General features: G+C 61.9%; 11 protein-coding genes. 7 read left to right on the top strand and 4 right to left on the bottom strand.

Going from position 1 to position 12325, the window contains the following annotated elements; genetic code table 11:
- Positions 1-32: 32 nt before the first annotated feature.
- The 4 genes from BLR63_RS06885 to BLR63_RS06870 form a co-directional block, all read right to left on the bottom strand.
- Positions 33-581, bottom strand: a complete 549-nt coding sequence (locus BLR63_RS06885) for a cupin domain-containing protein (protein ID WP_010563061.1) — start codon at positions 579-581, stop codon at positions 33-35.
- A gap of 262 nt (positions 582-843) precedes the next feature.
- Positions 844-2124, bottom strand: coding sequence for an NAD(P)/FAD-dependent oxidoreductase (locus BLR63_RS06880; protein WP_010563062.1), 1281 nt, complete (start codon positions 2122-2124; stop codon positions 844-846).
- 59 nt (positions 2125-2183) lie between these two features.
- Positions 2184-3674, bottom strand: coding sequence for an aldehyde dehydrogenase (locus BLR63_RS06875; protein ID WP_010563063.1), 1491 nt, complete (start codon positions 3672-3674; stop codon positions 2184-2186).
- Positions 3675-3707: 33 nt separating this feature from the next.
- Positions 3708-5084: a glutamine synthetase family protein gene (locus tag BLR63_RS06870; protein ID WP_010563064.1), complete on the bottom strand. Its 1377-nt coding sequence runs from the start codon at positions 5082-5084 to the stop codon at positions 3708-3710.
- 265 nt (positions 5085-5349) lie between these two features.
- Here BLR63_RS06870 and BLR63_RS06865 point away from each other — a divergent pair, with 265 nt between their 5' ends.
- From BLR63_RS06865 to BLR63_RS06835, 7 genes are all read left to right on the top strand, one after another.
- Positions 5350-6111, top strand: coding sequence for a gamma-glutamyl-gamma-aminobutyrate hydrolase family protein (locus BLR63_RS06865; RefSeq protein WP_010563065.1), 762 nt, complete (start codon positions 5350-5352; stop codon positions 6109-6111).
- A 246-nt stretch (positions 6112-6357) separates the two neighbouring features.
- Positions 6358-7500, top strand: a complete 1143-nt coding sequence (locus BLR63_RS06860) for an ABC transporter ATP-binding protein (protein ID WP_010563066.1) — start codon at positions 6358-6360, stop codon at positions 7498-7500.
- 44 nt (positions 7501-7544) lie between these two features.
- Positions 7545-8426: an ABC transporter permease subunit gene (locus BLR63_RS06855; RefSeq protein ID WP_162097523.1), complete on the top strand. Its 882-nt coding sequence runs from the start codon at positions 7545-7547 to the stop codon at positions 8424-8426.
- Positions 8423-9313 carry an ABC transporter permease subunit gene (locus BLR63_RS06850; protein WP_010563068.1) on the top strand — a complete coding sequence of 297 codons (891 nt, stop codon included), beginning with the start codon at positions 8423-8425 and terminating at the stop codon, positions 9311-9313. Before BLR63_RS06855 ends, BLR63_RS06850 begins: the two co-directional genes overlap by 4 nt.
- A 42-nt stretch (positions 9314-9355) precedes the next feature.
- The gene (locus BLR63_RS06845; RefSeq protein ID WP_010563069.1) at positions 9356-10453 is read left to right on the top strand and encodes a polyamine ABC transporter substrate-binding protein; all 1098 of its coding nucleotides are present in this window, start codon (positions 9356-9358) and stop codon (positions 10451-10453) included.
- Between the two features lie 216 nt (positions 10454-10669).
- A complete protein-coding gene (locus BLR63_RS06840; RefSeq protein ID WP_197676789.1) occupies positions 10670-11701 on the top strand; it encodes a DUF6602 domain-containing protein in 1032 nt (343 codons plus the stop codon).
- A gap of 40 nt (positions 11702-11741) precedes the next feature.
- Entirely contained in the window at positions 11742-12266 is a 525-nt protein-coding gene (locus BLR63_RS06835; protein WP_010563071.1) for a DUF2867 domain-containing protein, read from the top strand.
- The last annotated feature ends 59 nt before the right edge of the window (positions 12267-12325 follow it).

Genomic DNA, 12325 nt, shown 5'->3' with positions numbered 1-12325 from the left:
CGCCAGCCGCCTCCCCCTCTCCAAACCCCGACCTAGAAGTTAGCCGGCGTATTCGCGCTGATGATCTCCGCCTCGTCCTGTCCGATATTGCGAAACCGGTGGGGCAAGGTGGTGGGGAAGTAATAGCCATCCCCTGGGTTAAGGATGCTGACCTGACCGTCAACGGTGAGTTCGACGGTGCCACGGGTGACGAGGCCGCACTCCTCGCCTTCGACATGCACGATCGGCTCTTCGCCGGAGCTGGCGCCGGGGGCGTATTGCTCGCGCAGAAAGCGCATCTGGCGGCTGGGGATCGGTGCGCCCACCAGCAACAGGCGCAAGCCGTCGCGGCCCAGGTCGGGCTGTTCGTTGGCGCGGAAGACGTATTGGTGTTCCCGTGGCGGCTGGTCGAAGGTGAAGAAGTCCGCCAGGGACATGGGGATGCTTTCCAGCAGCTTTTTCAAGGAGCTGACGGAGGGGCTGACGCGATTCTGTTCGATCAGGGAAATGGTGGCGTTGGTCACGCCGCTACGACGGGCCAGCTCGCGCTGGGAGAGTTTGTAGCTTTCGCGAACGAGTTTGAGTCGGGTACCCGTGTCCATAGCTGCCTTATGTAAGGAGGTGACTGTAGCGGCGTTTATCGGTGGCGATAGCTCTGCGAGAGCCGAGGTGGGTGCGGGCCGGCAAGGTGGCGAATTTCGCCGATTGTCTGGCCCGGAAACCTGAAAGGGGGCTATTAAATCACGTTTATGGATAGAGCTGTAGCGGTGCCGGACAAGCCTGTGTGCAGGAACAAAACAAAGCCCGCAGCCCCCGCCGAATAAGGCGTGGGCCGGGGCTTGCGGCGCTCAGGCAACGGACAGGTCAAATACCGAAGCGGTCGCGCAGGGCGTAGTAGGCAGCGCCCATGGCCGTCAGCGGGGCCTGGAAGGTGCGGCCGCCGAACATCGGCATGTGTGGCAGGGAGGCAAAGGCGTCGAAACGCTCGGCATCACCGCGGATCACTTCGCTGATCAGCTTGCCCGCCAGGTGCGAACAGGTGACGCCGTGGCCGCTATAACCTTGCATATAGTAGGCGTTCTTTTCGATACGGCCGAATTGCGGCATGCGCGACATGGTCAGCAGGAAGTTGCCGGTCCAGCGGTAGTCGATCTTGACGTTTTTCAGTTGCGGGAAGGTCTTGAGGATCTTCGGCCGGATCAGCTGTTCGATGTCGTGGGGCTCGCGGGCGCCATAGACCACGCCGCCGCCGTAGAGCAGACGGTTGTCAGCGGTCAGGCGGTAATAGTCGAGCAGATAGTTGCAGTCTTCGACGCAGTAGTTGTGGGTAATCAGGCTGCGCGCGACTTTCTCCGAGAGCGGCTCGGTGACCACGATCTGCGAACCGCAGGGCATGCTTTTGCGGGTCACCCGCGGGTCGAGATTCTGCGGCAGGTAGGCGTTGCCGGCGATCAGCAGGTACTTGGCGCGAACCACGCCCTTGGCGGTGCGCACCACGTTGGGTTCGCCGTAGGTGATGTTCTCGGCCGCCGACTGTTCGAAGATCCTGCCGCCCAGACCGATGATGGCGCTGGCTTCGCCCAGGGCCAGGTTCAGCGGATGGACGTGGCCGCCCTGCTTGTCCAGCAGACCGCCGACGTAGTTTTCACAACCCACTTCACGGGCCATGTCCTTGGCGTCGAGCAGTTGCAGGTTGCGGTTGCCGTAGCGCTCCCAGCTGCTTTTCTGTTCGGCCAGGCCTTTGAATTGCTTTTTGTTCAGCGCAGCGAAGATCCCGCCCTGGCGGTAGTCGCACTGGATGTCGTAGTGCTGGATACGCTGGCGAATGATATCGGCGCCTTCGAACATCATGCTGCCGAGGATTTCGGCGCTCTTTTCGCCGTAGCGCTGTTCGATGACATCCACATCGCGGCTGTAGGAGTTGACCAGTTGCCCGCCGTTGCGCCCGCTGGCGCCAAAGCCGACCTTGGCCGCTTCGAGCACGGTGACGCTGTAGCCGGCTTCCGCCAGGAACAGCGCTGAAGACAGGCCGGTATAGCCGGCGCCAATCACACAGACATCGCAGTCCACCGACTCTTCGAGCACAGGGAAGTCGCCGGTGTAGTTGCGGGTCGCGGCATAGTAGCTGTTGACATGGGTTTGCATGGTTGAGACTCCCTGGCGATTGGCCGGCGCGGGCCGGCAATCGCCGTTGTTATTTGGGCTTAGAGCTTGATCCAGGTGGCTTTGAGCTCGGTGTACTTGTCAAAGGCGTGCAGCGACTTGTCGCGGCCATTGCCCGACTGTTTAAAGCCGCCGAATGGCGCAGTCATGTCGCCGCCGTCGTATTGGTTGACCCATACGCTGCCGGCGCGCAGGCCCCGGGCAAAGCGGTGGGCGCGACTGAGGTCGGCGGTCCACACCGCAGCCGCCAGGCCGAAGATGCTGTCGTTGGCGATGGACAGCGCTTCTTCCTCGGTGTCGAAGCTGATCAGCGACAACACCGGGCCGAAGATTTCTTCGCGGGCGATGGTCATGGCGTTGGTGACGCCGTCGAAAAGCGTCGGCTCCACATACTGGCCGCCGGTGTCTTGCAGGGTGCGCTGGCCGCCAACCAGCAGTTGAGCGCCCTGCTCCTTGCCGATCTCGATATAGCGCAACACGTTGTCCAGTTGTCGCTGATCGACCACTGCGCCGACCTTGGTCGCCGGGTCCAGGGGATGCCCCGGTTTCCAGGCCTGCAGCGCCTCCACCAGCAACGCGATGAACGGCTCGCGGATCGAACGCTGTACCAGCAGCCGCGAACCGGCCACGCAGACTTCGCCCTGGTTGAAGGCAATCCCGGCCGCTGCGGCTTCTGCCGCGGCGCGCAGGTCGGGGGCATCGGCGAACACCACGTTGGGGCTCTTGCCGCCGGCCTCCAGCCATACCCGCTTCATATTGCTCTGGCCGGAATACACCAGCAGTTGCTTGGCCACCCCGGTGGAACCAGTAAAGGCCAGCACGTCCACATCGTTATGCAGGGCCAGCGCCTTGCCAACCGTGTGGCCGTAACCCGGCAACACGTTGAACACGCCTGGGGGAATACCGGCCTCGAGTGCCAGCTGGGCCAGGCGAATCGCGGTCAGCGGCGACTTTTCCGAAGGCTTGAGGATGAACGAGTTACCCGCCGCCAGGGCCGGAGCGAACTTCCAACTGGCCATGATCATCGGGAAGTTCCACGGCACGATGGCCGCCACCACGCCGCAGGGCTCGCGGGTGATCAGACCCAACTGGTCGTGGGGCGTGGGCGCCACTTCGTCGTAGAGCTTGTCGATGGCCTCGGCGCTCCAGCGGATCGCGTTGGCGGTGGCCGGCACGTCGATGGCCATGGAGTCGCCGATCGGCTTACCCATGTCCAGGGTTTCCAGGAGCGCCAGTTCTTCCTGGTGCTCGAGGATCAGATCGGCGAACCGGACCAGCACGCGCTTGCGCGCCGCCGGGGCCAGCAGGCGCCAGGTGCCCGACTCGAACGCCCGGCGTGCGGCGAGCACCGCCGCGTCGGCGTCGGCCTCATCGGTGCTGGCGACCTTGGCCAGAAAACGCCCGTCCACCGGGCTGATGCTGTCAAAGGTCTCGCCGCTGGCGGCCCAACGGTACGCGCCGTCGATAAAGGCCCGGCCTTCAAGGGTCAGGGACTGGAAGTACTGCTCCCAGTCATTGCGATGCTTGGTCATAGGGTGTGCTCAACGCAAAAAGAGGGAGGGCCGTCAGACCGTGTGCAGGTACCAGTTGTATTCAAGGTCGGAGATCGAGTTCTCGAACTCGGCCAGCTCGCTTTCCTTGCACGCCACGAACACGTCGATGTACAGCGGGTCGATGTAGCGCGCCATGACTTCGCTGTCGTCCAGCTCACGCAGGGCGTCGCGCAGGTTGTTGGGCAGGCTCTGTTCGTTCTGCTCGTAGGAGTTGCCTTCGACCGGCGCCCCCGGTTCGATCTTGTTGGTCAGGCCGTGGTGGATACCGGCCAGTACCGAGGCCATCAGCAGATACGGGTTGGCGTCGGCGCCGGCGACCCGGTGCTCGATGCGCACGGCATCCGCCGAACCGGTCGGCACGCGCACGGCCACGGTACGGTTGTCGATGCCCCAGCTCGGCGAGTTCGGCACATAGAACTGCGCGCCGAAACGGCGGTAGGAGTTGACGTTCGGGCACAGGAACGCCATCTGCGCCGGCAGGGTTTCCAGCACACCGCCGATGGCGTGGCGCAGGGCGTCGTTGGTCTCGGGGTCTTCGCTGGCGAAGATGTTGTTGCCTTTTTTATCGAGGATCGAGATGTGCACGTGCAAACCGTTACCGGCCTGGCCCGGATAGGGCTTGGCCATAAAGGTGGTGTCCATCTCGTGGTCGTAGGCGATGTTTTTCACCAGGCGCTTGAGCAGTACCGCGTAGTCGCAGGCTTTGATCGGGTCGCTGACGTGGTGCAGGTTGACCTCGAACTGCGCCGGCGCGCTTTCCTTGACGATGGCGTCGGCGGGGATGCCCTGCTCTTTCGCGCCTTCAAGGATGTCTTGCAGGCAATCGACGTATTCGTCGAGGTCATCGATCAGGTAGACCTGGGTCGAATGCGGGCGCTTGCCGGAGATCGGCGAACGTGGTGCTTGCGGACGGCCGTTCACGTTGTCCTGGTCGATCAGGTAGAACTCCAGCTCGAACGCGGCGCAGATGGTCAGGCCCATTTCGTCGAACTTGCTCACCACCTGGCGCAGCACTTCCCGTGGGTCGGCGAAGAACGGCTGGCCTTCGAGTTCATGCATGGTCATCAACAGTTGCGCGGTGGGGCGTTTCTGCCAGGGCTCGATGCTCAGGGTGTCGGGGATTGGGTAGCAGATGCGGTCGGAGTCACCGATATCCAGGCCCAGGCCGGTGCTTTCCACGGTGGAGCCGTTGATGTCCAGGGCGAACAGCGACGCGGGGAGGTTGATGCCTTTTTCGTACACCTTGTGCAGCGCGGTGCGCTCGATGCGCTTGCCGCGCACCACGCCGTTCATGTCTGCAATCAGCAGATCGACGTAGAGGACTTCAGGGTGTTTTTTCAGAAAGGCGTTGGCTTCGTTGAGCTGAACGGTACGCAGTGGGACCGACATGATGCACCTATGTGTTAATTATTATGTTCAAAGCTATTGGGTCGCAGCAGTCAATCCGAAAGGCAAAGTGAAGTCAATAGCGAACGATGGCCGCCACACGTTAATTATATTGACACTCTCAAGACCATCACCGGGCGCACACCCAACCAATCGTCACTTTCACCCCTAGAGGCGTTTAGAATTTTTTACATGAAAGTTGTTAATTAAAATCAACGGAGATAAGCTCTGGAAAAACTCGTCCAGCGTGAATTTCGAGGTGATAAAAATGGCACTCAAGCCATTGATCGGTGTTACAGCGTGCGTCAAAGAGATTGGCTTGCACCCCTACCATGTCAGCGGCGACAAGTATTTGCGCGCTGTCAGCGTCGCGGCCCTCGGGCTGCCGGTGATCATCCCTTCCCTGGCGGACCTTTGCGAGATCAAGGATCTGCTGCACTACGTCGACGGCCTGCTGTTTACCGGCTCGCCGTCCAATGTCGAACCTTTCCACTATCAAGGCCCTCCCAGCGCGCCGGGTACCGCCCATGATCCGCAGCGCGACGCCACCACCCTGCCCCTGTTGCGCGCAGCAGTGGCGGCCGGCGTGCCGGTCCTCGGTATCTGCCGCGGCTTCCAGGAAATGAACGTGGCCTTTGGCGGCAGCCTGCACCAGAAGGTGCATGAACTGCCGGGCTATCGGGACCACCGTGAAGCCGACGACCCGCGTATCGAAGTCCAGTACGCCCCGGCGCACCCGGTGGCGATCCAGCCCGGCGGCGCGTTCGAGGCCATGGGGCTGGCCGGCGAGATCCAGGTCAACTCGATCCACAGTCAGGGCATCGACCGTCTGGGCGATGGCCTGCGGGTCGAGGCCATCGCTCCGGATGGCCTGATCGAAGCTGTTTCCGTGGAGCACAGCCAGGCATTTGCCTTCGGCGTGCAGTGGCACCCGGAATGGCAGGTCCTGTCGAACCCGGCGTACCTGCGTATTTTCCAGGCCTTTGGCGATGCCTGCCGGCGACATGCCGCGCAGCGCCGGCCCCTTTAACCCAAGGCGGCCCGCACAGGGCTGCAAGCACTGATTCACCGATTGACACGCCCTGCCCACGCGGCGCGCGCACACCCGTGTGCGCTCGCCGTGCGGCGTGAACGGCAACACCTGAACAACAACAAGCAAGGCCAGGCAGCCAGGATGGCGGCGCCGAATAAACCTGCACGGCACTGAGCGTGCAGGTTTGCAATCAACCTTATTAAGTCAGGCCGCATTGGCCCGACGACCTGTTGGGAGTTTCACATGGCAAACGCCTCCAGCATTTATCGCAAGGCTCTGGAAGGTCATCAGCAACCGCAAAAGGTACTGATGAAGATCGACCGCGTGACCAAGAAGTTCGATGAAACCGTGGCCGTGGACGATGTGTCCCTGGAAATCCACCAGGGCGAGATCTTCGCCCTGCTCGGCGGTTCGGGCTCTGGCAAGTCCACCCTGCTGCGCATGCTCGCCGGTTTCGAGCGCCCCACCGAAGGCCGCATCCTGCTGGATGGCGTGGACATCACCGATATGCCGCCCTATGAGCGGCCGATCAACATGATGTTCCAGTCCTACGCCCTGTTCCCGCACATGACCGTGGCCCAGAACATCGCGTTCGGTCTCAAGCAGGACCGCCTGCCGGCCAGCGAGATCGAGGCGCGGGTCGAGGAAATGCTCAAGCTGGTGCACATGACCCAGTACGCCCGGCGCAAGCCCCACCAGCTCTCCGGCGGCCAGCGCCAACGCGTGGCCCTGGCCCGTTCCCTGGCCAAGCGTCCGAAACTGCTGCTGCTCGACGAACCCATGGGCGCCCTGGACAAGAAGCTGCGCTCGCAGATGCAACTGGAGCTGGTGGAAATCATCGAACGGGTGGGCGTGACCTGCGTGATGGTGACCCACGACCAGGAAGAGGCCATGACCATGGCCCAACGCATCGCCATCATGCACTTGGGTTGGATCGCCCAGCTCGGCAGCCCAGTGGACATCTACGAAGCCCCGGTGAGCCGCCTGGTGTGCGAGTTCATCGGCAACGTCAATATCTTCGACACCCAGGTGATCGATGACGCCGAAGGCCACGCGGTGCTCCAGTGCCCGGACCTGGACCGCGACATCTACGTGGGCTACGGCATCGCCACTGCGGTGGAAGACAAGTCGGTGACCTACGCCATCCGCCCGGAGAAACTGCTGGTCACTACCCAGATGCCAACCTGCGAGCACAACTGGTCCAGCGGCAAAGTGCATGACATTGCCTACCTCGGCGGCCATTCGGTGTTCTACGTCGAGTTGCCGAGCGGCAAGCTGGTGCAATCGTTCGTGGCCAACGCCGAGCGCCGTGGCCAGCGGCCGACCTGGGGCGATCAGGTCTACGTATGGTGGGAAGACGACAGCGGCGTGGTACTGCGAGCATGAGTACGTCGACCATGAGCACTGTCCATAAGGCGTTGTCCCGTGTGCTGCCCAGCGGTCGCAAGCTGGTGATCGGCATTCCCTTCCTCTGGCTGTTCCTGTTTTTCATGCTGCCGTTCTTCCTGGTGATGAAGATCAGCTTCTCCGAAGCGGCCTTGGCGATCCCGCCCTACTCGGAGATCTACAGCTTCGTCGACCAGAAATTCCAGGTACTGCTCAACCTGGGTAACTACAGCCTGCTCGGCGCCGACGACTTGTACATCTCGGCCTACCTGGGTTCGCTGAAGATCGCCCTGCTCAGCACCTTGATGTGCCTGGTGCTCGGTTTCCCCATGGCCTACGGGATTTCCAAGGCGCGCAAGGAAACGCAGAACGTGTTGCTGTTGCTGATCATGATGCCGACCTGGACCGCGATCCTGATCCGCGTCTATGCCTGGATGGGCATCCTCAGCAACAACGGCCTGCTCAATGCCTTCCTGATGTGGAGCGGCCTGACCTCGAGCCCGGTTGAAATCCTTAACACCAACACAGCGGTCTATATCGGCGTAGTCTACGCCTACCTGCCGTTCATGGTGCTGCCGCTGTACGCCAACCTGGTCAAGCACGATCAGAGCTTGCTGGAAGCCGCCTCGGACCTGGGTTCGAGCAACTTCAACAACTTCTGGAAAATCACCGTGCCCCTGGCCAAGAACGGCATCGTGGCCGGTTGCATGCTGGTGTTCATCCCGGTGGTGGGCGAGTTCGTGATCCCGGAACTGCTCGGCGGCCCGGAGACGCTGATGATCGGACGCGTGCTGTGGCAGGAGTTCTTCAATAACCGCGACTGGCCGGTGGCGTCCGCCCTGGCGGTGGTGATGCTGGCGATCCTGATTATTCCTATCTTGCTGTTCAACCGCAGCCAGGCCAAAGAAATGGAGGCACGGGCATGAAGCGTTTCAATTTTTCGACCTTGATGCTGGTGCTCGGCTTGTTGTTCATCTACTTGCCGATGCTGATTCTGGTGATCTACTCGTTCAACGAATCCAAGCTGGTGACGGTGTGGGGCGGTTGGTCGCTCAAGTGGTACCTGGGCCTGCTGGACAACACCCAGTTGATGGGCTCGGTGGCCCGCTCCCTGGAGATCGCCTGCTACACCGCCGTGGCTGCCGTGGCCTTGGGCACCCTGGCCGCCTTCGTGCTGACCCGGGTCACGCGCTTCAAGGGCCGGACCCTGTTCGGCGGCCTGGTGACCGCGCCGCTGGTGATGCCGGAAGTGATCACCGGTCTGTCGCTGTTGCTGCTGTTCGTGGCGATGGCGCAGATGATCGGCTGGCCCCAGGAACGTGGCATCGTCACCATTTGGATCGCCCACACCACCTTCTGCGCCGCGTATGTGGCAGTGGTGGTATCGGCGCGCTTGCGCGAGCTGGACCTGTCCATCGAAGAAGCGGCCATGGACCTTGGCGCACGGCCGCTGAAGGTGTTTTTCCTGATCACCATTCCGATGATCGCGCCGTCGTTGGCGGCGGGCGGCATGATGTCGTTCGCCTTGTCCCTGGATGACCTGGTGCTCGCCAGCTTCGTCTCCGGGCCCGGCTCCACCACCCTGCCGATGGAAGTGTTCTCCGCCGTGCGCCTGGGGGTCAAACCGGAGATCAATGCCGTGGCCAGCCTGATTCTGCTGGCGGTGTCCCTGGTGACCTTCATGGTCTGGTATTTCAGCCGCAAGGCCGAAGCCAACCGCAAGCGTGCGATCCAGGAAGCCATGGACCAGACCGCCAGCGAAACCTGGCAGCCGCAACCCCAGCAGCCACAACGGACACCAGCGACGGCCTAGGCCGTCGCGTTTTACCCCACAACAAGAAATGGAGTTGGATGCATGAAAAGGTTTGGCAGGACTCTGCTCACACTGTCCCTGTTGGGCGCCATGGCTGGCGGCGCCCAGGCCGACGACAAGGTGCTGCGCGTCTATAACTGGTCGGACTATATCGCCCCCGACACCCTGAAAAAGTTCGAGGCCGAGACGGGCATCCACGTCACCTACGACGTTTTCGACAGCAATGAAACCCTGGAAGCGCGGCTGCTGGCCGGCAAGTCGGGCTACGACATCGTGGTCCCGTCCAACAGTTTCCTGGCCAAGCAGATCAAGGCCGGGGTCTACCAGCCGCTGGATAAATCCAGGCTGCCCAACTGGAAGAACCTCAACCCGGTGCTACTGAAAAACGCCGCCGCCAGCGACCCCGACAATGCCCATGCCTTCCCCTATATGTGGGGCTCGATCGGCATCGGCTACAACCCGGAAAAAGTCCGCCAGGCACTGGGCACCGACGCGCCACTGAACTCCTGGGACCTGCTGTTCAACCCCAGGAACGCCGAGAAGCTAAAAGCCTGCGGCATCAGTTTCCTCGACTCGCCGACCGAAATGCTGCCGGCGGCCCTGCACTACCTGGGCTACCCGGTGAACACCCAGGACAAAGACCAACTCGCCCAGGCCCAGGCCGTGTTCATGAAGATCCGTCCTTCGGTGGCGTACTTCCATTCCTCCAAGTACATCTCGGACCTGGCCAACGGCAATATCTGCGTGGCCGTGGGTTACTCCGGCGACGTGCTGCAAGCCCGCGCCCGGGCTGAAGAAGCCAACAACGGGGTGAAGATCGACTACAGCATTCCCAAGGAAGGCGCCGGCAGTTTCTATGACATGGTGGCCATCCCCCGGGACGCCAGCAACGTCGACAATGCCTACACCTTCATGAACTTCCTGATGCGCCCGGACATCATCGCCGAGGTCACCAACAGCGTCGGCTACAGCAACGCCAACGCCGCGGCCACGCCGTTGGTGGACGAGGCCATCCGCAACGACCCGGCGTCCTACCCGCCCCTGGAAGTGCTCGCCACCCTGTATGCGATCCCCGACCAGCCCATCAGCGTGCAACGCCTGATGACCCGCGGCTGGACCAAGGTCAAGCTCGGCAATTAACCCCAGCGCGCCGCCCTTCGGCGCGCCCCGCTTCCGTTCCCGTCACGCCTTACCACCGTGACCTCTGCTGTGGACGGCTTCACCCGGCTCCCTCAATGTAGGGTGAACCTTTGGCGCCTTCGGGCGCCTTTTTTGCGTTCGGTTGGCGCGGTCCCGAGCGCTGGCGAAAAAACCGACTGCAGGTCGGTTCGACCAACCGCCGCCAGAGATGGCAGAATGACATCCGACATCCCTTCGCCCGCCCCTACAGGACAGCGCTCGATGAGCCAGCCCCCCACCAGCACCAATCCGTGGACCGCCTACGTCACCGCCAGAATGGCGGCGCTGATCGTCGAGTCCAAAAGCATCAATGCAGCCTTCGGGCACAACACCCTGCGCGGCTCTGCCAGGGAGTTGTTCGTCAAGCAATTCCTGCGGCCATTCCTGCCGCCGCAAATCGGCATCGGCACCGGCGAAATCATCAATCACCTGGGTCAGCGCTCCAGGCAAGTGGATGTCGTGCTGTACAACATCGACCGGATAGCGCCAGCACTCGTCAACGGCAGCGATGCGGGGGTCTTCCCTTGGGAATGTGTGATTGCCGTCATTGAAGTGAAAAGCCGCTTGACCGCCCAGGTCTGGGAGGACGCCCACCTCAATGCCTACAGCGTCGATCAGATCTACAGGGGTCTGGCCGAGCCCGACCTATTGATCGATGGAAAAAGGCCGAACGAAAACAAGCTCAGCACCACACCCATCCCCTACTACGTGTTTGGCTTTGACAGCGACCTGAAGGAAAAAACTGAAATCAAGAGCGTCTTGAACGGCACGCAGTCCTTCGACATCGGCCAAGAAGGCGCCAGGCTTTTCAGTTCCTTCGACGCCCTCAATCGCAAAGCACGCGAACGCGAAGAGATTCAGCAACTGATTAAAACCCATCCGCCGGCCACGCCAGAACAGAAGCAAAGACTGCGAGAACTGCCGGCTGACGACTTCTATACCTACCGTAGCGATGTGCTTGGCGTGTGCGTGGCCGGCAAAGAGTGGACGCACGGCCATATTCGCTTTGACGATGTGGTTGATCCACGGTACGCAGTGCCGGATCACAGAACCATGTCGCGGTGGAATTTCTGTTGGAGCACCGCGCTGAGCAAGGAAAAACTTGAGGATGTCCTGCACTTTCTCGGGCACTTGATCGAGCTTTCGTGCGAAATGCCCAAGTGCACACGGCACTACAGCCTGGCGCGCTACCTCGTCGAACCCAAATAACAATGCACCACCTACGCTCAATGGCCTAAGGACAGACCTCATGAAATCCAGCGTCAGCCGCTGCGCCCTCCCGCCCGACTCGAGCATTGCCCGCCATGCCAAGGGCGCCAGTTTCATCGATTGCCAGAGCATCGTGGCCGATGACCGCGAGCGCAGCGCCTTGCGCCACGGATTACGGCTGATGGCCCGCACGCCGGCTTGGATCGACCGCCTCATGGCGCTGCGCAATCGACTGGTGCAACTGTTTGGCCTCAAGGACCTCGGCAGGCTGACCCGCATCGACCTGCAACGCGCGGACGCCGACTATCGACCCGGCGACCGGGTGGGGATTTTCACCCTGGTGTCGCAAACCCCCGACGAAGTGCTGCTGGTAGACCAGGACCGCCACCTGGACGTGTACCTGGCCATCAACCGTATGCCACTCGACCCGCAAGGAGCCCGGCGGGTGGTGCTATCCACCCTGGTCCACCCGCACAACTGGCTGGGCCGCCTGTATATGCTGCCGGTGGCGCCGTTCCATCGCTTTATTGCGCCACGCATGCTGGCGATGCTCAATCAGCCCTAGGGTTGCCTGCGTGCCAGCGCGGCACAGGAGCGATAGGCTGGTCTGGGTAGCGGGAAGCT

Source organism: Pseudomonas extremaustralis (assembly GCF_900102035.1).
Classification (GTDB): domain Bacteria; phylum Pseudomonadota; class Gammaproteobacteria; order Pseudomonadales; family Pseudomonadaceae; genus Aquipseudomonas; species Aquipseudomonas extremaustralis.
Note: the sequence above shows the minus strand (reverse complement) of the source record. Positions and strands in the feature narration are given on the sequence as shown.

Excerpts from the sequence above, each read along its gene's own strand:
- BLR63_RS06835 (WP_010563071.1), top strand. The coding sequence starts at position 11,742 with ATGAAATCCAGCGTCAGCCGCTGCGCCCTCCCGCCCGACTCGAGCATT.
- BLR63_RS06875 (WP_010563063.1), bottom strand. The coding sequence starts at position 3,674 with ATGACCAAGCATCGCAATGACTGGGAGCAGTACTTCCAGTCCCTGACC.
- BLR63_RS06845 (WP_010563069.1), top strand. The coding sequence starts at position 9,356 with ATGAAAAGGTTTGGCAGGACTCTGCTCACACTGTCCCTGTTGGGCGCC.
- BLR63_RS06860 (WP_010563066.1), top strand. The coding sequence starts at position 6,358 with ATGGCAAACGCCTCCAGCATTTATCGCAAGGCTCTGGAAGGTCATCAG.
- BLR63_RS06850 (WP_010563068.1), top strand. The coding sequence starts at position 8,423 with ATGAAGCGTTTCAATTTTTCGACCTTGATGCTGGTGCTCGGCTTGTTG.
- BLR63_RS06885 (WP_010563061.1), bottom strand. The coding sequence starts at position 581 with ATGGACACGGGTACCCGACTCAAACTCGTTCGCGAAAGCTACAAACTC.
- BLR63_RS06840 (WP_197676789.1), top strand. The coding sequence starts at position 10,670 with ATGACATCCGACATCCCTTCGCCCGCCCCTACAGGACAGCGCTCGATG.
- BLR63_RS06880 (WP_010563062.1), bottom strand. The coding sequence starts at position 2,124 with ATGCAAACCCATGTCAACAGCTACTATGCCGCGACCCGCAACTACACC.
- BLR63_RS06870 (WP_010563064.1), bottom strand. The coding sequence starts at position 5,084 with ATGTCGGTCCCACTGCGTACCGTTCAGCTCAACGAAGCCAACGCCTTT.
- BLR63_RS06865 (WP_010563065.1), top strand. The coding sequence starts at position 5,350 with ATGGCACTCAAGCCATTGATCGGTGTTACAGCGTGCGTCAAAGAGATT.